The following is a 20,426-nucleotide window of genomic DNA, read 5'->3' on the forward strand; positions in this document are numbered from 1 at the left end:
AACGTGCCCGGCGTGGATGGGGCGCGGACGCCGCCGAACAGGGCCGGCATCGCGCCGTGCCGCAGAACGGCCAGGTCGTCGATGCTGTCCGCGCCCGCGACCATGCCACCCACGATGCTGGTGACCTTGGCATCAGCCGCCGCACCCGCGCTGTTCCTCGCCCCGGTCAGCTTCACGTTCTCGACGACCGGTCGTGGCAGACCACACCGCCCGGCCAGCCGCATCACCGGGACCAGCCCGGCCTGCGCGATCAGATTCGGGTCATCGAAGGCAGCGGAGACCGCCGCTGGCGTGTGGGAAGATTGCATTTCGGAAGTGCCTTGCCGATCGTGCGTGCTGGAAGCCTGAAGAACTCCCATCATCGCAGGTCACAAGGCACTTCCTCATTTCCATGAAAGTTATCCACACGTATCACGTCGGTGGATCAAGGCTTAGTCCGGCACAGGGCAGGGGGTCGCCCTCGCCCGTCTTGAGGGCCTCGGGGCTCGCCTCCGGCCCGGGTGCCTTCGGATCCTCGCAGTGCTCGGAGTCGTGCTCGGGCGCCCTGGGGCTTCCGTCGGCTCCCGGGACTTCGGTGCTCGTGAGGGGCTCGGGAGGCTGGGGCGGCGTGGGACCCTCGCCACTCTCGACGGGCTCGACTGGCTCAACGGGCTCGATGAACTCAATGGGCCCGGTGGGCCCGGTGGGGGTGGGCCCGGTGGGCCCGGTGGGCCCGGTGGGCCCGGTGGGCCCGGCTGTCGCCTCGGGGCTCTCGGGACTCTCCGTGGTCTCGGGGACATCTGGAATCTCAGGAGTCCGGGGCTGCGAGTGGGACATCGAGGGATCCTCGGCGTCCGGAGTGACGGCGAACTCGGAGGGAGACGGCGAGTCGTCGCCACACGAACCGCCCAGAACGCCGGGGAAGCCCGGGATGCTGGGGTCATCCGGAGTGCGGGGGACGTCCGGCGTGCCGGTGCCGGACGGGCTGACGGTGTCCGAGCCGCCGGAGGACCCCGGGTCACCGGCGTTGTCCGGGATACCGGCGTTGTCCGGGGCGCCTGATGTGTCCGGGGTGGCGGGGGCTTCCAGGACGGCAACCTCACCCGAGGCAGTGGGGGCGTCCGCGGTGTCCGGGACAGCGGGGCCTTCCGGGGTGGTGGAGGCGTCTGGGGTAACGGGGGCGTCCGGGGCGCCAATGTCGTCCGGGGTACTCGCCTCCTCCGTGGCGACGGCGCCCGAACTCGCAGGGGCGGCGTCGGGGCGCGTGGCCGCATCCATGGTGCCGGGCCCGACGAGGTCCCCCTGACCGGACTGACCGCCCTGACCGGAGGGTTCACCCGTCGCGTCGGAGCCGTCGTACTCCCCGACGTGAAGGGAGCCGTCGTCAGGGGCGAAGAAGCCGCTGTCCCTCGGGTCTCGCGGCTCGAAGGCGGCCATCAGTCCGCCCGATGCCTTCTTCATGGCGGACCAGCGCACCCGCCGTACCGCGTCCGTGTGCCAGTTCTCGTCGGGGCCGTGCACCAGCGCGAGGGTGGCGATCTCCGCCTCCTGCTGGGCCGCCGCCGCCGTGCGCTGGGCGTTCAGCACGGTCCACCAGCGCACCCACAATCCGGTGGGGAGGCCGACAACGAGCATCCAGGCGCAGGTGGCGCCGCCCGTCTGCCACCAACGCGGTCCGAGGTGGGCCAGGTTCCCGCTGCCGAGCGCGCCGCCCGCACACGCGGTGAGCAGCGCCACGACGGTGGCGCACAACACGACGGCGAGCGGCACCATCACCATGACGGCCCGCCAGCCCGCTCCGGCACGACCGGTGTCCGCGTCGGAAGGGCCGTACGGAAATCTCCCGGCATCCGGTGCGACGGGGGAACTCGCGGCATCCGGTGCGAGGGAGAAAGTCGCGGCATCCGGTGCGCGGGAAGGCAGCGCACTATCCGGTGCGCGGGAAGGCGATGCGGCATCCGGTGTGGAGGAGGGCGACGCGGCGTCCGGCCCGTGGGAGGTGAGGGGGCCGACGGCCGCCGCTGAGCGACCGGCCCACCAGCCGCACATCAGCCCGCCCAGCAGCGGGACCACTCCCGCGAGACACCATTCCAGGGCCCCGCCTGTTCCCTCCTCCGGTACGGCGGCGAGCAGTGGAAGCGGCGGCAGGTGTGGGTATCCGGAGGCGGCGGCCGGGCCCACCAGGCTTCCGGCGCCGAGGGAGAACCCCGGGCCGAGACCGTAGGCCATGGCCCACACCACGGCGTTCGGCAGCAGCGCCACCGAGAGCACCAGCAGCGCGAACTGCCCGGACGCGCTGGCGGTGAGCTGCGGGAAGGCGTCCCACACGGCACTGATGTGCCAGAGCACCGCGCCCGTCAGCAGCACCGCTCCCCCACCGCACAGGACCACCGTCGCGGCGGTGGCGGCCTGCGCCGCGACAGTGACGCAGTCGCGCGTCAGAACACGCTGCACGCGCTGAATGTGCAGGCCGCGCAGAGCACGGAGGACACGCAGGAGGCGCAGGACGCGGAGAACGCGCAGGACGCGCAGCGCTCGCGGCACGTCGAGGGTGCCGCCTGGCGCGAGCACCCCGCGCAGCCGGGCGGAGAGCGCCGACCAGGTCGAGTGCGGCGAGCGGCTCTGCCCGAACACCGCGCACACGCAGGCGACGGAGGCGACGCTCAGGGGCAGGCGCCACACCGCGCCCCACGCGTCCACCTGGAGCGGGCCACCCACGGTGTACACGGCGGCGGCCGTGCCGACGAACAGATAGCCGCCGCAGACCCATCCGACGACGGTCAGCGTGCCGTGTCCGCTGCCCGCCTCCAGCCGGGCGTCCAGCCCCTCCCGGGTGGCGCGCCACAGCAGCCAGACGGGTACGACTGTCAGCATCAGCGGCGTCACCCCCACGGGTGCGGGCACGCCGGACAGCGTCTCCTGGCGTACGAGCTGCACGCCGTGCGCCAGCAGCCAGAGATCGGCGGCCGTCTGCAACGCGCCGTCCGCACCGCCGTCCGGGTACGGCGAGACGGTCCACAGCAGCAGGACGACCACGGCGAACCCGGCGAGACCGAGCACGGCGGCCACCGCGCCACCCACCAGCCAGCCGCTGGTGAGGGGCACGGGCCGAGGGCGTTCGCGGCTTGAGGACAACGACGGGCTGCGGTGCGTCAATTGGCTCACGCCGTCATGCTGCCAAGAACACCCGTTTTGCCCTAGTAGCGGGCAATTTATCGCTGTGTCGCACAAGCTATACGTTATGCACTTTCCTTCCGATTCCTCGGGTGCGGCAACGGGCGCCGGTCCGGACAAGACTGACGCCCCGTCCACGCCCGATGGCGGCTCCCCGGCGAGGAAGAGGCGCAGGCCGGCCCGGAAGCGTCCGGTGAAGAGCACGGACGCGTCGGCGCCGAACCCGGCGAAAGGGGGCGCGGGGGCGCCCCAACGGAAGCCCGCCGCCAAGAAACCCGCTCCCCGGAAGAGGACGAGCTCTCCCACGGCGAGTTCTCCCACGGCGAGTGAGCCGCAGCCCAGGGCTGCGGCGGCGACGGACACCGAGCCGGAGTGCGCCGCCGGAACGGAACCGCAGCCCGATGCCGCCCCGGCGCCGACGACGGACGCGGAGCCCGCGCCGGAACCCATGCCGCAGCCCGTATCGGAATCTATGTCGCAGCCTGTATCGGAGCCCGTGTCGGAACCTGTGTCGGTGGCGGGAGCGAACCCGACCGGGGATGACGGCCCGTCACCCAAGGCCGGGGGCGAGGACCAGGACGGGGCCGGGGCCAGGGACGAGCTGCAAGCTCCCGCCGAGGCTGCCCCGAAGGCCGTCACCGAGGTCGGTAGCGGGACCGAGGGCGGGGCCGAAGGCGCGGCAGAGGACGTAGCAGAAGCGGAGGAGACGCAGGCAGCGAAGGGGAGGGGAAAAGCAGAGGGAGCAGCGGAAGCAGGGCAAGCGGAAGACACCGAGGAGACCGGCGGGGCCCCGGAGAAGACCGCCCACCCGGCCCCTCCCGATACCACCACGAACGCCGCCGCCCCCGAGCCCACAGCCACCCCGGACGCCCTGGGTGCCCCCGACACTCCGAAGACCCCGGACACCGCAGACTCCACGGGCGCCACCAAAGCCCCTGAGACCGCTGACTCTTCAGGGACCGCTGACACCCCAGAGGCCGCGAAAGACACTCCAGACTCCCTCGACTCCCCAGACTCTCCAGACACCGCAGGCCCGGCCGAGCCCCCCGACCTCCCCGCCACCACAGACGCCGCGAACGCGACGGAGACCAGGGCGGAGACCACGGCCCCGGCGGAGACCGCGGACACAGCGGCGACGGCGAACGCGGCCGAGCGCGCGGCCCCGGCGGAGACCACGGACGGGGCGGAGACCGCGAACGCGGCGGACGTCGGTGCGCGGTCGTCCGTCGGCCCCTCCGCTCCGGCGCCGCGCTCCGAGGTGCGGGTGGTGTCGGTCGTGCGGGCACCCGTGTCCGTCCCCGTACCGCAGGCGGCGCCTCCGTCACGCGACGTACGGCAGCCGCGGAACGCGGAGCGCTCCGTGCGGGGGCCGGAGGACGACTTCGTGCGGACAGCCGTGCCGGAGCCGTTGCCAGGTGACCCCGTCGCCGCGTTCGATCAGCTCTACGTACGGCAGGCGCGGGCCCTGACGCGGCAGGCGTTCTTGCTGTGCGGGCATCGCCGGGTGGCTCGGCGGGCGGTGGCCTGGGCGTTTCACCAGGCGTGGCAGCGCTGGCCCGAGGTCATGGACAGCAGCGACCCGGCGGGCTGGGTGCGGGCGACGGCATACGAGTACGCGCTCTCGCCCTGGCACCAGTTCCACCCTTGGCACCGGCGTCCCGAGGCGTATCCGGGGCCGCCCGAGGACAGGGCGCTGCTGGAGGCGTTCTTGCGGCTGCCGCGTCTCTATCGCGCGGCGCTGCTGCTGTTCGACGGTCTCGGGCTGAGCCTGCCGGAGACGGCGGCGGAGACGGAGGCCAGCACGGGAGCGGCGGCGGCCCGGATCAGCCGTGCGCGGGCCACGCTCGCGGGCGACTGGGCGGAGCTGGGCGCGACGCCGGAGCGGGAGCGGTCCGCGTTCGTCGGGCGGCGGCTGCGGGAGCTGGCCGCGGCGCAGCCGGTGCGTCCCCTGCCGTCCCGTCTGGTGCGGCGGGGCAGCGAGTTCACGACGCGGCGCTGGACGCTGGCCTCCGTCTGCCTGACCGCGGCGGTGACCGGCGCGACGGTCTTCACCCTGCTCACGACCGACAGCGACGGCGCTTCCCGGGATCCGGCCGAGTGGCCATACCCGCACAGTGTCTTCCTGCCGGAATCGGCGCCCGGCGACGGCACTCCCGCCGGGCCGCTGCCGGGCGGCTCGGCCTCCGCGCCGACGTCCGACCGCGCCCTGCCCGGCGGTCCGGCGCCGGGTCAGGCTCCCCCGGTTCCCTTGCCGCCGCGCTCCGGCCGCCCGCTGCCCGGCCCCGCCGAGCCGGTCCCCCACGCCTATCTGCCGCAACTGCGCTCCACCAACGCGCGCGTGCGCCTGGAGGACTTCACGAAGAGCGGGGAGGAGAGCGGGGAGAAGAGCGGCGGCGGGCAGCCGGCGCGGCCGACTCAGGCGGGTCCGGCGGAGCAGCCGAGTCCGGCGGGGCAGGCAGGGCCGGGGTACGGCTCGTCCACCGGAAGCGGAAGCGGAACCGGAACCGGAAGCGGGAACGGAGGTGTCGGGAGCGGCCCGGGGGGCTCGTCCTCCGGGGGCGGCTCCCCTCAATCGGCGGGCGCGGCGGGAGCGGCGGGAGCGGCCGGAGCGGCGGGCCAGGAGCGGGTGCCGACAGCTGACGGGCCCGCACCCCTGGGGGATGCGGGCCCGTCAGCACGCTCGGCCCAGCCCCCGCGCGGGGGCTGAGCGGCGGTCAGCCGTTGAGCAGCCGACGATCAGGCGGTCGGCTGCGGGGCAACCGGCCGTCGAGCCGCCGACCGCTGAGCAGTCAGCCGTCGAACGGTCAGCCGTTGAGGCGCTCGCGCGCCAGGCGCGCGGTCTCGGACGGGGTCTTGCCGACCTTCACGCCCGCGGCCTCCAGGGCCTCCTTCTTGGCCTGCGCGGTGCCGGAGGAGCCGGAGACGATGGCGCCGGCGTGGCCCATGGTCTTGCCCTCGGGCGCGGTGAAGCCCGCGACGTAGCCGACGACCGGCTTGGTCACGTTCTCCTTGATGAAGTCCGCCGCGCGCTCCTCGGCGTCGCCGCCGATCTCGCCGATCATCACGATCAGGTCGGTGTCGGGGTCGGCCTCGAACGCCTTGAGTGCGTCGATGTGCGTGGTGCCGATGACCGGGTCACCGCCGATGCCGACGCAGGTGGAGAAGCCGATGTCGCGCAGCTCGTACATCATCTGGTACGTCAGCGTGCCCGACTTCGAGACCAGGCCGATGCGGCCCGGCTTGGTGATGTCGGCCGGGATGATGCCCGCGTTCGACTGGCCGGGGGTGATCAGACCCGGGCAGTTCGGGCCGACGATCCGCGTCTTGTTGTCCTTCTGGGAGGCGTAGTCCCAGAAGTAGGCGGTGTCGTGGACGGCGATGCCCTCGGTGATCACGACGGCCAGGCCGATGCCCGCGTCGATCGCCTCGACGACGGCGTCCTTGCTGAACTTCGGCGGGACGAAGATGACGGTGACGTCCGCACCGGTCTTCTCCATCGCCTCCTTGACGCCGCCGAAGACGGGTACCTCGGTGCCGTCGAAGTCAACGGTCGTGCCCGCCTTGCGCGGGTTCACGCCGCCGACGATGTTGGTCCCGGAGGCCAGCATGCGCTTGGTGTGCTTCTGGCCCTCCGAGCCGGTCATCCCCTGGACGATGACCTTGCTCTCCTTGGTGAGGAAGATAGCCATGGTGTGTCGGTGTCCTCGTTCGGTCTCGTCCGGGCTTACTTGGCAGCCAGCTCGGCGGCCTTGTCGGCCGCCCCGTCCATCGTGTCCACCTGCTGCACCAGCGGGTGGTCGGCGTCGGTCAGGATCTTGCGGCCCAGCTCGGCGTTGTTGCCGTCGAGGCGCACGACCAGCGGCTTGTTGACGTCCTCGCCCTTGGACTTGAGCAGCTCCAGCGCCTGAACGATGCCGTTGGCGACCGCGTCACAGGCGGTGATGCCGCCGAAGACGTTCACGAAGACGGACTTGACGTCCGGGTCCCCGAGAATGATCTCCAGGCCGTTGGCCATGACCTCGGCGGACGCGCCGCCGCCGATGTCGAGGAAGTTGGCGGGCTTGACGTTGCTGTGCTTCTCGCCCGCGTAGGCCACCACGTCGAGGGTGGACATGACCAGGCCCGCGCCGTTGCCGATGATGCCGACCTGGCCGTCGAGCTTGACGTAGTTGAGGCCCTTGGCCTTGGCCGCGGCCTCCAGCGGGTTGGCCGCCGCCTTGTCCTCGAGCGCCTCGTGGTCGGGCTGCCGGAAGTCGGCGTTCTCGTCGAGCGAGACCTTGCCGTCCAGCGCGATGACCTTGCCATCGGCGGTCTTGACCAGCGGGTTCACCTCGACCAGGAGGGCGTCCTCCTTGATGAAGACGTCCCACAGCTTGACCAGGACGTTGGCGACCTGGTCGATCAGCTCGGCCGGGAACTTGGCGGCCTCCGCGATCTCCCGGGCCTTCGTCTCGGTGACACCCTCGATGGCATCGACCGGGATCTTGGCCAGCGCCTCGGGCTTGGTGGCCGCGACCTCCTCGATCTCGACACCGCCCTCGACGGAGGCCATGGCCAGGAAGGTGCGGTTGGTGCGGTCGAGGAGGAAGGAGACGTAGTACTCCTCCGCGATGTCGGCGGTCTGGGCCAGCATCACCTTGTGGACCGTGTGGCCCTTGATGTCCATGCCCAGAATCTGGCCGGCCTTCTCCACCGCGTCCGCCGGGTCGGAGGCCAGCTTGACGCCACCGGCCTTGCCCCGGCCGCCGGTCTTGACCTGCGCCTTGACGACCGCCCGGCCGCCGAGCCGCTCGGTCACCTCGCGCGCCGACTCAGGCGTCTCGATGACTTCACCGGCCAGCACCGGTACGTCATGCTTGGCGAAGATGTCCCTCGCCTGGTACTCGAACAGGTCCACGCGCGTCCGTCCCCTTAATCAGTGGTCTCGCGGTCGATGTCAGCGTGGGCGTGCCGCAGGGCCGCGGCGTCCACGGAGCGCGCGGCATGTCCGCCTTGCAGGTTAGCTCCGCGTACGTGCGCTGCCTAAATCGCAGCTCACACCTGAGCGGTGACAACGGTCACAAGCGGCGGCCACCGCTGGCTGCCATGGGCCGCTGTCGGCCACCGTTGGCCGCTGTGGGCCGGTGCTGGTCACTGTCGGTCGCTGTCCCGGCCCCGGTCACGGCGGTCCCGCCGGGATCCCGTTCGAGAGCTGCGCCGGAACCGGAGGCGGACGCCCTTCTATCGCCGCCGCCATCACCTCCGGAAACAGGTCGGGGGTGCAGGCGAAGGCGGGGGTGCCCAGTGCGGCCAGGGCCGCCGCGTGCTCCCGGTCGTAGGACGGGGCCCCCTCGTCCGAGAGGGCGAGCAGCGTGACGAACCGCACCCCTGCGGCCTTCATGGCCGCGACCAGCTTGAGCATCTCCTCACGTATCCCGCCCTCGTACAGATCGCTGATCAGGACGAGGACGGTCTCCGCCGGGCGGCTGATGCGCGACTGGCAGTAGGCCAGCGCGCGGTTGATGTCGGTGCCGCCGCCCAGCTGGGTGCCGAAGAGGACATCGACCGGGTCGTCGAGGGCGTCCGTCAGATCCACCACGTCGGTGTCGAAGACGACCATGCGGGTCTCCAGGGTCCGCATGGAGGCGAGTACGGCGCCGAACACGGAGGCGTAGACGACCGAGGACGCCATCGACCCCGACTGGTCCACGCACAGCACGACGTCCTTCTTCACGGACCGCGCGGCCCGGCCATGGCCCACCAGCCGCTCGGGCACGAGCGTGCCGTGCTCGGGCAGGTAGTTCTTGAGGTTGGCCCGGATGGTGCGGTTCCAGTCGATGTCGCGGTGCCGGGGACGGCTGGCCTTCGCGGACCGGTCGAGCGCCCCCGTGAGCGTCGAACGTGTCCGCGCGGCCAGCCGCCGCTCCAGCTCGGCGACGACCTTGCCGACCACCACGCGAGCCGTCTGCCTGCTGGTCTCGGGCATCGCCTTGTTCAGCGACAGCAGGGTGCCGACGAGGTGGACGTCCGGCTCGACGGCCGCCAGCGTCTCCGGCTCCAGCAGCAGCGAGGCGAGCCCGAGCCGGTCGATGGCGTCCCGCTGCATGACCTGCACGACGGAGCTGGGGAAGTAGGTGCGGATGTCGCCCAGCCAGCGGGCGACGTGCGGCGCGGAGGCGCCGAGCCCGCCGCCCCGGGCTCCGCCGCCCGTGCCGGTGACTGCACCGGGGCCCGGGCCGGTGGCGCGCGTGCCGTAGACGGCTTCGAGCGTGCGGTCCATACCGCTGTCGCCGGGCCCGAGGGCACAGCCGGTGCCGTCCGCCTCGCCGCCGCCCAGCACCATCCGCCAACGCCGGACCCGCTCCGCCTCCCGGCCTTCGTCCGGACGGGGGCCGGGGTCGGGGTCGGGGCCTGGGTCGAGGCCCGAGCCGGGGTCGGGGTCGGGGCCTGGGCCTGGGCCTGGGCCGGAGGCTCGGCCCGGCGCGCGTTCCGGGGTCGGCTCCCGCGCCCCCGCGCCGTCCGGGCCCAGTCCCCGGCCTGATACCGGTTCCGGCTCCGGGCCCGGCTCCGGGCCCGGCTCCGGGGCCGACACCGCTTCCGCCTCCGGCTCCCTGGCCCGCCCCTGCCCCTGGACCGGCTCCCGCCCCCTGTCCGGCTCGTGCTCCTGGACCGGCCTCCGTTCGGGGCCCGGCTCCTCGCGCCGCCGCTCCGGCGGCCGTCCCACGGAGCCGGTGGGTGGTCCCATGGGGGCGGCGGTCATCTCGGGCGGCTGCGGGCTCTCCCCTGCCGCGTTCACCAAGCGGCCTGTCCGCCCGCTCCTCCCCGGCCTGCCCTCATCCGCGGTCATACGCGCGCCTCCTCCCCTTGTCCCGCCCGACCGGGCTCGCCGGCCCGCCCCCGCCCGCCGTCCCGGCCGGGGCCGGGGCGGTGGCCCCGGGTGGGTGGGCGGCACGGGCCGGACCGCCCAGTAGCAGGCTCACCGTCGTCAGCACCGCGTCGGCCCGGTCCGCGTCCAGTCCGGGGCCGAAGCCCGGCAGGGACACCGCCCCTGCCCCACCACGCGGACCCGCGCCGGGGCCGCTGCCCGCCGTGGCGCCGGGGCCACGGCGTACCAACTCGCCCAGGGAGCGGCGCACTCCCGTCTCGTACTCGGCGAACGTCCGCCGCAGCAGCGGCAGTACGTCCGTGAACGCCTCCCCTGACACCCCGGTCAGCCAGCTGTCCACCAGCGCCAGCAGCCGTTCATCGTGGACGAGCAGCATGCCGCCGCCCGCGAGGAAGCCCTCGATCCACGCCGCCGCGTCGGCGGGCGGGGTCCCCGGCGAGAGGGCGAGGCTCATCAGCCGGGCCGCCTCCTCGTCCGCCAACTGGCCGTCGTCCAGCAGCAGTCGGGTGCAGCGGCCCCGGATGAGACCGGGGATGCGGTCCCGTATCGCGAGCGTCCGCAGCACGCCCCGCCAGCTCTCCAACAGCGCGGCCCCGTCCACGCGTTCCGGCGGCGCTGCGGGAGCCGTCGCCGCCCTGGGAGTCTTGGCCGCGTCGGGAGCCGTCGGCGCCGGGTGCTCGTCCGGGGGGCTCTGGGGGCCACCGGCGTCCGGGGCGTCCCGGATATCCCTGATATCCCTGGCGAGGAGGTTCACCGCGTGGTGTGCGGCGTCCAGATGTCCGCGCATCTCGCGGGCGCCGTCCGCGTCGAGTCGGGCGCAGGCAGGCGGGAGGCCCACACATACCCGCTCGGCCATGCCCCCGGCCACCCCGACGAGCACCCCCGCGTCCGTACCGCGCACATCCCCGTAGCGCACCGTGCGCACCAGCGCGGGGAGGGCCTGGGCGAGATGGCCGACATCCGCCTCCAGCGCGGCACGGTCGGCGAGCACCCGCATCACCACGGGGAGCGCGTCCGGCAGTTCGGCGAGCAGACACCGCTCGGCCAGGGCGGTGACCTCGGTGAGTGGCGCGCCGCTCACCTCCGCCACCGCAGCGCGCGCCTTGACCGTCGCCGCCTCGTACACGGTCGTGCCCCATACCCCCGCCTCGGCCACGCGGACCGCCAGCTCCGGCTGCCAGCACAGCCGCCAGCTCTCCCGGAACGTGCCGGTGCTGCCCGTCGGGCCGGCCGACGGCTCGCCCCAGCCGATGCCGAGCAGCCGCAGCCGGTGCAGGAGTCTGCTGCGGGCCGAGTCCGTCTGCTTGCGCAGGTCGAGGTCCAACTCCCGCTCTTCGGGCGCCGGTTTGAGCCGCACCGAGCGCTGTTCGCGTGCCAGATCCCGGTGGAGGGGCACGGCCGGTGCGCCTTCCGGTACTTCGCCCAGCACGTCCCCGACGGTCAACTGGTCGTGTATCAGCCCCATCGGCACGTCCGAGCCGTCGCACAGCACGGCGCGGGCGGCGTCGGTCGTCTCCGTGAGCCCGGCCAGCGGGCGGCCTCGCATCACCGCCAAGGTCTCCGCCAGCCGTACGGCCTCGATGACGTGCGCCGAGGAGACGGCGTAGTCCTGGTCGCGCAGCAGCCCGGCGACCTTGACCAGCCAGCGCGCCACGGGCTTGTCCGGCGCGGCGAACAAGTGCCCGTACCACCCGGGTGAGGCGATGCCCGCGCCGTACCCCGACCGGCGCGCCAGTCTGCGGTGGGTCCACGGCACCCAGGTGACCTCGGCTTTCACCTTGGGCAGGCCCTTGAGCATCCGCCGGTCGGCCGTCGCCGTCGTCGGCGCGGTGAGCGCGGGCACGTGCCAGGCGCCGCAGATCACTGCCGTGGCCGCGTCGCCGAACTCCTTGCGCGCCTCGCGCAGTCGCAGCCGCATATGGGCCTCGCGGATCAGGTCCCTCCGGTGACCGCCGTCGCCGTGCCGGGCCCGCAGCTCGGCCATGGCCTCACCCAGCGCGGCGAACGGCTCGTACGGGTCGGCGGCTGTCCCCTGGCCGCCGCCTCCGCTGCCCCCTCGGTGCTCGACGGCGTCCTCCCACCAGCGCTCCGGATCGTCGTATCCGGCGGCCTCGGCGAGCGCCGCCACCGGATCGAGCCGTATGCCACCGTCTCCGCGGGCTCCACCGGGCGCCGCACCGTCTTCACCGGTTGCCGCACCCTCTCCGCCGGACGCCGTACCGGCATCGCCCGGCGCCGTACCGTCATCGTCGCCGTCCTCGCTACCGGTGGTGGCAGCGGCAGCGGTGTCGGTCGCCGTTCCGGGTGCCGCCGCGTCCCCGCCCGTACGGGCCGGCCCCGCGCCCCTTTCCTCTTCTTCTGCGTCCCTTTTCTCTTCTGTGTCGGTGTCCCCGACGGCACCACCCCCGTCGGCGCCGTCGGGGACCGTCTTCTCCCCCGTCTCACCCGGCCCGGGCTCGTCCCCGGCCCTCTTCGCCCTGTCGGCCGGGCCGATGGTCTCTTTCTGTCCCCTCCCCTTCTCCTCTTCGTCCTCCCCTTCGCTCTCCCCTTCTTCTTCCCCCTCGGACAGTGCCAGGGAGTGTGCGGCGGGCAGGTCGATGAAGCGGACGGGGACGCCGCGCTCCGCCGCCCAGCGGAGCGCCACCCACTCCGGCGAGAACTCGGCGAGCGGCCAGAACGCGGCCCGTCCCGGCTCGTTCACCGCGTGCGCCAGCAGTGCTACCGGCGGGACCATGCCCTCGTCCGCCGCGAGGGCGGCCACCGCATCGGCCTCCGACGGGCCCTCGATCAGCACGATGCGGGGTGCGTAGGACTCCAGTGTGGCGCGGACCGCGCGGGCCGAGCCCGGACCGTGGTGCCGCACGCCCATGAGCAGCGGCCCGCGCGCCGTCCTCATCCGGACACCTCCCGACAGGCCCGGTAGAAGTCCTTCCAGCCCTCGCGCTCGCGCACGACGGCCTCCAGATACTCCTGCCAGACCACCCTGTCCGAGGAGGGGTCGCGGACGACGGCGCCGAGGATTCCCGCCGCCACATCGCCCGCACGCAGCACCCCGTCCCCGAAGTGCGCGGCCAGCGCGAGCCCTCCCGTGACCACGGAGATGGCTTCGGCCGTGGAGAGGGTGCCCGAGGGGGACTTGAGCTTGGTACGGCCGTCGTGGGTGACACCGTCGCGCAGCTCGCGGAAGACGGTGACCACCCGGCGGATCTCGTCGAACCCCTCGGGGGCCGGTGGCAGGTCGAGCGAACGGCCGAGCTGCCCGACGCGGCGCGCGACGATCTCGACCTCGGCCTCCGCCGTCTCCGGCAGCGGCAGCACCACCGTGTTGAACCGGCGGCGCAGGGCGCTCGACAGCTCGTTGACCCCGCGGTCCCGGTCGTTGGCCGTCGCGATCAGGTTGAAGCCGCGGACGGCCTGCACCTCCTCGCCCAGCTCGGGGAGGGGGAGCGTCTTCTCCGACAGGACGGTGATCAGCGTGTCCTGCACATCGGCGGGGATACGGGTCAGCTCCTCGACGCGTGCCGTCCGCCCCTCCGCCATCGCACGCATGACCGGGCTGGGCACCAGTGCCGCGCGGCTGGGGCCGTGGGCGAGCAACTCCGCGTAGTTCCACCCGTACCTGATGGACTCTTCCGGCGTGCCCGCCGTGCCCTGGACCAGCAGCGTCGAGTCTCCGCTGATGGCCGCGGCCAAGTGCTCGGACACCCATGTCTTGGCCGTGCCGGGCACCCCGAGCAGCAGGAGCGCCCGGTCGGTGGCGAGCGTGCTGACGGCGACCTCGACGATGCGGCGCGGCCCGACGTACTTGGGCGAGATGATCTGGCCGCCCGGCAGCTGTCCGCCCAGCAGATACGTCGCCACCGCCCAGGGCGAGAGCCGCCAGCGCTCGGGCCGGGGCCGGTCGTCCGCCTCGGCCAGCAGTTTCAGCTCGTCGGCGAAGGCGTCCTCGGCGTGCGGTCGCAGTGCGGCGGCCGGATCGATCGTCGGGCTCTCGTTCACAACTCCCCCTTCGCGCACGGCTGATGACAGAAAAAGGCAAGCGGGCGGCCAAGGAGACACCGTCGCGCGGCAGCGCCTCGGCCGATCCGTCATCCACCCTGCACCCTGCCACTGACAATCGCTCTGACCTGCGGAGACAGGCAGTCGGGGGCCAGTGTCAGTGCCGCCGCATACCGTCTTACGCAGTGGTGGACGGACCGTCCGCCGGGGGCGCGGAGCGCGTGTCGGCGCCGAAGTCGGCGTGGACGGTTGTGGACGGCTGTGGACGGCTGACGACATGGTGCGCCGTTCCGTGACGTGCCGGGCGAGCCGTATCGGACGGAGGCGGGGCGGAAATCGAACCGGGTGAAGGGGACGACGGCAACGAAGGGGGTGACGGCGCAGATGGACGCGGGAGAAGGTGCGCGGGCCGAGGCCGCGCGCCGTCGTGCCGAGAAGCGCGCCGGCCGGATAGCGGCAGGCGCCGAGGAGTTGGAGCAGCGGCTCATCGACCTGCTGCGCGGCGGCCTCGCGGGCGCCGACCAGGCGGGCTACGCACCCTGGGACGAGATGGCGGCCCGCATGGTCGATGCCCAGGCACCCGGACTAGCGGCCCGCGTAAGGGAGTTGGGGGCGCTCCCCGGGTCGGGGGAAGACTGGCCCGAGCGGCTGCTCTCGGAGTGTGCCCTGCTCCACTTGCTCACCCGCGCGTATCTGCGCCTCGACGCGCTGTCCGCGCCACTCGCCGAGACGGTCAAGGCACGGGTGGGCCTGACCGTGGAGACGGCGGAGCTACTGGCGGACGAGGCGCGGCTGATACGCGACGAGTGGCTGGTCCTGGCCCAGCGGGACACGGAAGAGGGTCGGCTGACGGCGCGCCGCGTCTGGCTGCACGGGCGCGCGACGGGACACCGCGCGCTGCTACTGGCCTACGGCGCCGGGGGCCGGGGTCCGGAGTTGACGCTGCCGCCGGGTGAGGTGCTGGACGCGGACCTGGCCTACTACCCGGGCGCCGGTCCGCTGCGGGCCGCGCTCGGCGAGCAGCACGGGGCGCCGCTGCCCGGTTTCCGGCCGCCGGGCGGCAGCGTGCCGGACGCGCTGCGCGCCTATGGGCAAGCGCTGGGTGCCGACCCGTGGCTGGACGGCTGGCCGTTCGTGCTGGTCGAGGTGGTGCCGGTGCCGCCGCCGGGGGTGCGCTCAGGGGCCGGACCGGTACAGGGTCACGGTCACAGCCTGGCCCGCGGCCCGGCGCGTGCGGGTGGGGCCGGGTGGCAACTGGCGGACGCCGGGACGGAGTTCGCCGTTCCCGTCGCACCGGGCACGGCCGAGGCCACGCTGTGGATGCTGCTGGCCCTCTCGGCGGAGGGCCCGCTCACCGTCTTCGGCGAGGTCGGCCACCGTGGCTTCGCGCCACACACGGCGTGGAGCGGGGACAGAGCGATACCGCTGTGACGGCCGCGCCCGCCCCACGTCACAGCGGAGGGTCACCCGCCGGGGCGCGGTGACCTCGGTCGAGGCGGCGAGCGGCAAGCACCGCGAGGGAATCCGTACAGGCGGGACAGACAGGACAGACAGGGCGGTTGGGACGGGTGGTACGGGAGGGAGCTGAGGAGTATGGGGACGGGGACCATTCCCCAGGAAGAGGCAGGGAACCCGCCGCCGGGCCCCGACGAGGGCGCGGTCTGGGGGGAGTTGGTGGCCGCCGCGTTGCTGGGCGCCGAGCGGCGGCGGCCACCGGGAGGCAGCGTGACGGCGCTGCTGGACGCCGCCGCGGCCGGGACCGTACGGCGGCGCGCGGGCGCACTGCCCGCCGTACCGCACCGGCGCCCGGAGCCCGCGCCGGAGGACCGCCGGCGCCGCCTGCCCACAGCGGCCGAACAGCGCCTCGCCGCCCTGCTCACGAACCGCGCCACGCCCGGTGCGGGCCGGCCCGGCGGGGCCTCGGGGCGGCGTGGCCCCACCCCCGACCTCGGCGAGTTGCTTCCGCAGTGGCTGGCCGAGGCCAACGCCCAGGGCTACCGCGCCCCGGCGGCGCTGCTGCCCGCGTTGCTGGACGCGGCCCGCGCGCGCACCGACCTGCGGGGCGAGACGCTGGCGTTCGCGGGGCCGCGCGCGCTGTGGCTGGCACGTCACAACCCCGACTGGAAGTTCGCGCTGCGCGACGGTGCGCGCCGGCAGGCGCCGCACTCCACGGGGTCGGGGGAAGCGGAAAAGCTGTGGCAGGAGGGGCTGTTCGCCGAGCGGGTGGCACTGTTGGGCGCGCTGCGGCGCCACGCCCCCGAGGCCGGGCTGGCCCTGCTGGCCGCCACCTGGCAGGCCGAACGGGCCGAGGACAGGCTGATGTTCCTCGACTCCCTGCGCCAGGGGCTGAACGCCGCCGATGAGCCGTTTCTGGAGCGGGCGCTGTCCGACCGCAGCCGCACCGTACGCGCCACGGCCGCCGAACTGCTGTCCGCGCTGCCCGGTTCGGCGCTGGCGGCCCGGATGGCGGACCGGGCCCGCAGCTGTGTGACGCTCGACCAGCTGGACGGGCGCGGCATCGTCGTGGAGGCCCCGCACGAGTGCGACGCGGGCATGCAGCGCGACGGCGTCATACCCCAGCCCCCCAGCGGGCGCGGCGAACGGGCCTGGTGGCTGGCCCAGTTGGTGGAGGCCGCGCCGTTGAACGTCTGGACCGGACGGCTGGGCGGACTGCCGCCCTCCCGCATAGTGACCCTGCCGGTCGCCGACGGCTGGCGCGACGACCTCCACGCGGCCTGGTGCGGTGCCGCCGTCCGGCAGCGGGACGCCGCATGGGCGCGCGCGCTCATCGGGCCGCCCACCGCGCCCTTCGCCGAGGGCCCCGGGGACCCCGCCAAGCTGCTGTCGGTACTGCCCGCGCCGGAGCGCGGCGAGTGGGCCGCGCGGTTCATCGCCGCACACGGCCTGTCGGAGGCGTTCCGCATTCTGGGCGTGTGCGGAGTGCCGTGGCCGCTGCCGCTGGGTCGGGCGGTGGTGGACGCGCTGGAGATCGCGCGCGACGCGGGCAGCTACCCGTGGAGCTTCAGCGGGGTGATGGGGCTGGCCGAGCGGTGCCTCGACCCGGCCGACGCGGAACGGCTCGCGCCACTCGCCGCCGTGCCCGACGAGACGGAGGACTCGGCTCCGGGGGCCGGGGCGTACTGGGCGGAGTCCTTCCAGCGCCTGGTCGCCACGTTGCGCCTGCGCGCGGCGATGTTCGCGGAACTCCGCCCGGAACAGGCGGAACTGTGAGCCTCCAGCGCCGAACACCGGTGCGGCGGCACGCGGTTGCCTGCGGCACCAGAGCACGCGCACCGGCAGGGAACGGACAATAGGGAAGGAGAGACGAGGAAGAAGAAGAGGAGACGGGGAAGAGGAGAGGGGAGGGAGGGAAGGCGCAGTCGGGAGGCGGGGCTACGCGGGGATGGGGCCTACGTGGGTGTGGATCCAGGTGACGATCTCGTTCGTGGTGGCGCCCGGCGTGAAGATCTCGGCGACGCCCTGTTCCTTCAGCGGGGCGATGTCGTCCTCGGGGATGATCCCCCCGCCGAACACCTTGATGTCGGCGGCGTCCCGCTCGCGCAGCAGCTCCAGGACACGCGCGAACAGCGTGTTGTGTGCGCCGGAGAGGATCGAGAGGCCGATCGCGTCCGCGTCCTCCTGGATCGCGGTGTCCACGATCTGCTCGGGCGTCTGATGCAGGCCGGTGTAGATGACCTCCATGCCCGCGTCCCGCAGTGCGCGGGCGATGATCTTGACGCCGCGGTCGTGACCGTCCAGGCCAGGTTTGGCGACGACCACGCGGATCGGACCCGACACACCCATCACTGCCTCCAACTGCGACGCTCCCGGCTGGTCTCGGCCTGCGCCGGCCGATGCCGGTACCGGGAAGTGAACGAACGTTACCCCCCAGCATCCCGCACCCCGGCGCTTCCCGCTCGCAAGGGAGGGGGAAATCACACGTGGGGGCAGCGCGCGCGGCGGTACGCGGGACGATCGGCCGCTCTTCTGTTCAACGTCGGGCGGGCGACGCGCACGTCCGCGCGATGATCGCTCTCGGGATTCCGCACTCCGGCACACGCCTGGCCGCCGCGCTCCCGCTTCACTCCGTCGCGCGCCCGCTGCGTCCAGGATCTTCCGTGTTCGGGGAGTTGACCGCACCTGTCTCCGGGGCCGCCGGTCGCGTTCCGCATCTTCCGGACGTTCCCCGGAGTTCTCGTGAGTTCTCCCCGGTTCCGAGGGCGCTCTGACGATTCCTCGGAATCCGCGTGAGCCCGGCCATTCCGACCTGCGGGTATCTCATGCTCATGGCCACGGAGTCGGATATGTGCCGCCGCGGCGAACCGTGACGTTCCGGCCCGTATACGGGAGGAGTTGGGCCGGGTGATCCCGTGCGACCGGCCGGTGCGGGGCGGGCGAAGGCGTTCGCGGGCGGCGCCTCCCGGCTCCCGTTTTCCTTTCGAACGCATTTCGAACTCGGGCCCGACTACCAGTCCGTAGTCCGCCGAAAGACGGCCGATTGCCCTTTTCCTCTGGCGCTAAAACCCCCCGAAGATTGTCGCCGTCGCATACCGCCGGGTACAGTCGCCGCACTGCTCCGCCCCTGTCGCCGAGGCGAAAGAGAAGTTGGTGGTGAACGACCGTCATCCGTCGGGAGTCCCGAGTCCCGACGACCCCGGTTCCGGCTTCTCGTACGGCGCGCATGACGCGGAGTACGGACAGACGGCATACGGCACCTACGGCGCGGAGGTCTACGCGCCGGACGCCTACGAGGGGTACCCCGCGGCCTCCCCCGCTTCCTTCGGAGACGAGGATCCGCTGTTCGGCACCCTTCCGGGCGCCGACACCGGGGCTTATGCCACCACTTCCTGGGACGCTTCCCAGGATCTCCACACGTCGTACGGGGCGTACGAGTCCTACGACGCGTACGCCACCGGCAGTTACGGCCACCAGCCCGCCGCCACCCCGTACATTCCGGCACAGCAGGGGCCCGCGCAGGCGGACTACGCCTACCCCTCGGCCGACGACGGGACGGGGCAGTGGACGTTCGGCGTCCAGGACACCGGAACCGGAACCTGGAGCACCGAGGGCTGGGGCGCGGCCTACGACTACGACGAGCAGGCCGCCGCCCACAGCACGCCCTACGACACCGGCTCCTACGAACCACAGCCGGAGCAGTCCGCCGCCTACCGGCACACCGCCGGATACGAGCAGACCCCCGCCTACGAGCAGACCGGCAACGCGTTCGGGACGCCCGGGGCCAACGAGACATACGAGGCGTACGAGCAGTTCGGCGCGGACGGCTCCGCCTACCACTACGGCCAGGACGCCGACGGCCAGTGGAGCTTCAGCCGACAGCACGAGTACGACACGGCCGACACCTGGGGCTTCCCGGATACGGGGGCGCAGGACGGCACCGCGGCCCCGCGGCCCCTCGACGCCACGGCGACGCTGGACGCTCTCCACGAGCCCCCCGCCACCCACCGCGACGGCCCGCACCACGAGGGCTCGCAACACGAGGGCCCCGCCGACGAGTCGGCGCCGGACCACTCGTACGAGTCGTACGAGTACGAGCCCGACGACGGCGCGCCCGGGGCGCACACGGCCTCCGCCGCGTCCCACGCCGCCGCCCCTCACTCGCGCGGGCGCCGCCGCTCCCCCAAACCGCGCCGCCGCGCGCTGATGACGGTGGCCGTGCCGTCCGTCGCGGTCATGGGCGTCGCGGGTGCGGCGGCGGCCTCGGTGATGGGTGACGACGACGGCGACAAGGGCTCCCCGGCACCGGTCGCGGCGCCGGACACGGGGTCGGGCCCGGTGAAGCCCACCGCGGCCAACAGCAAACTGGACACCCAGCTCGCCGGACTCTCCGCCGACGCCGACGACTTCGCCGACCGGGCCAGCCGCACCCAAGAGCGCCTCGACCTCAAGCAGCGCCAGGAAGCGGAGCGGGAGCGCAAGGCCAAGGAGGCCGCGCGCAAGGAGGCGATGCGGCCCAAGTACGTGCTTCCGGTCAAGAACCACACGCTGAGCGCGCACTACGGCCAGGCGGGTGTCAACTGGATGTCCATCCACACCGGCATCGATTTCCCCGTCAGCTACGGCACCCCCGTCATGGCCGCGACCGACGGCACCGTCCGCACGCAGCACGACATGTCGTACGGCAACATGGCCATCGTGACGGCGAAGGACGGCACGGAAACCTGGTACTGCCACCTGAGCAGCAACAAGATCCGCTCGGGTCACGTCAAGGCCGGGGACACGATCGCCTATTCGGGCAACTCGGGCAACTCCACGGGCCCTCACCTGCACTTCGAGGTCCGGCCGGGCGGCGGCTCGGCGATCGACCCCATCCCGTGGCTCCAGGACAAGGGCCTCAAGATCAGCTGAGGCCCCGCGCCTCTGCCGCCCGCGGCGCGGCCCCACAGCTTCT

At 73.3% G+C, this 20,426-nt stretch carries 11 protein-coding genes and 1 pseudogene; 4 read left to right on the forward strand and 8 right to left on the reverse strand.

The window, feature by feature from the left end; genetic code table 11:
• Together ABD339_RS27745 and ABD339_RS27750 are read right to left on the reverse strand one after the other, a co-directional pair.
• Positions 1-308: pseudogene (locus ABD339_RS27745) on the reverse strand (IS1380 family transposase); the annotation flags it as partial.
• 103 nt (positions 309-411) lie between these two features.
• The gene (locus tag ABD339_RS27750; protein ID WP_344569817.1) at positions 412-3,084 is read right to left on the reverse strand and encodes a cell division protein PerM; all 2,673 of its coding nucleotides are present in this window, start codon (positions 3,082-3,084) and stop codon (positions 412-414) included.
• Positions 3,085-3,667: 583 nt separating this feature from the next.
• On the opposite strand from ABD339_RS27750, the gene ABD339_RS27755 reads away from it, so the two are divergent.
• Positions 3,668-5,860, forward strand: a complete 2,193-nt coding sequence (locus ABD339_RS27755) for a sigma factor-like helix-turn-helix DNA-binding protein (protein WP_344569819.1) — start codon at positions 3,668-3,670, stop codon at positions 5,858-5,860.
• 97 nt (positions 5,861-5,957) lie between these two features.
• Here ABD339_RS27755 and sucD read toward each other — a convergent pair whose 3' ends face one another.
• The 5 genes from sucD to ABD339_RS27780 form a co-directional block, all read right to left on the reverse strand.
• On the reverse strand, positions 5,958-6,842 hold the full coding sequence (sucD, locus tag ABD339_RS27760; RefSeq protein ID WP_344569820.1) for a succinate--CoA ligase subunit alpha: 885 nt from the start codon (positions 6,840-6,842) through the stop codon (positions 5,958-5,960).
• Between the two features lie 35 nt (positions 6,843-6,877).
• Positions 6,878-8,050: an ADP-forming succinate--CoA ligase subunit beta gene (gene sucC / locus ABD339_RS27765; RefSeq protein ID WP_344569822.1), complete on the reverse strand. Its 1,173-nt coding sequence runs from the start codon at positions 8,048-8,050 to the stop codon at positions 6,878-6,880.
• Between the two features lie 261 nt (positions 8,051-8,311).
• Positions 8,312-9,475 (reverse strand): vWA domain-containing protein, encoded by a 1,164-nt coding sequence (locus ABD339_RS27770; RefSeq protein WP_344569981.1) that lies wholly within the window; start codon positions 9,473-9,475, stop codon positions 8,312-8,314.
• A gap of 490 nt (positions 9,476-9,965) precedes the next feature.
• Positions 9,966-12,914 carry a DUF5682 family protein gene (locus ABD339_RS27775; RefSeq protein WP_344569823.1) on the reverse strand — a complete coding sequence of 983 codons (2,949 nt, stop codon included), beginning with the start codon at positions 12,912-12,914 and terminating at the stop codon, positions 9,966-9,968.
• Positions 12,911-14,017, reverse strand: coding sequence for an ATP-binding protein (locus ABD339_RS27780; protein ID WP_344569825.1), 1,107 nt, complete (start codon positions 14,015-14,017; stop codon positions 12,911-12,913). Before ABD339_RS27780 ends, ABD339_RS27775 begins: the two co-directional genes overlap by 4 nt.
• 384 nt (positions 14,018-14,401) lie before the next feature.
• Between ABD339_RS27780 and ABD339_RS27785 the strand changes: the two genes are divergently transcribed.
• Complete coding sequence (locus tag ABD339_RS27785) at positions 14,402-15,448, forward strand: SWIM zinc finger family protein (RefSeq protein ID WP_425576119.1); 1,047 nt, start codon at positions 14,402-14,404, stop codon at positions 15,446-15,448.
• Between the two features lie 162 nt (positions 15,449-15,610).
• Entirely contained in the window at positions 15,611-17,248 is a 1,638-nt protein-coding gene (locus tag ABD339_RS27790; protein WP_344569827.1) for a DUF5691 domain-containing protein, read from the forward strand.
• Between the two features lie 162 nt (positions 17,249-17,410).
• On the opposite strand, the gene icmB is transcribed toward ABD339_RS27790, so the two are convergent.
• Positions 17,411-17,821 carry a coenzyme B12-dependent isobutyryl CoA mutase small subunit gene (icmB, locus tag ABD339_RS27795; protein WP_344569829.1) on the reverse strand — a complete coding sequence of 137 codons (411 nt, stop codon included), beginning with the start codon at positions 17,819-17,821 and terminating at the stop codon, positions 17,411-17,413.
• Between the two features lie 807 nt (positions 17,822-18,628).
• On the opposite strand from icmB, the gene ABD339_RS27800 reads away from it, so the two are divergent.
• A complete protein-coding gene (locus ABD339_RS27800; RefSeq protein ID WP_425576122.1) occupies positions 18,629-20,383 on the forward strand; it encodes a M23 family metallopeptidase in 1,755 nt (584 codons plus the stop codon).
• Positions 20,384-20,426: the final 43 nt, after the last annotated feature.

It is taken from the genome of Streptomyces axinellae (assembly GCF_039532135.1).
GTDB classification, from domain to species: domain Bacteria; phylum Actinomycetota; class Actinomycetes; order Streptomycetales; family Streptomycetaceae; genus Streptomyces; species Streptomyces axinellae.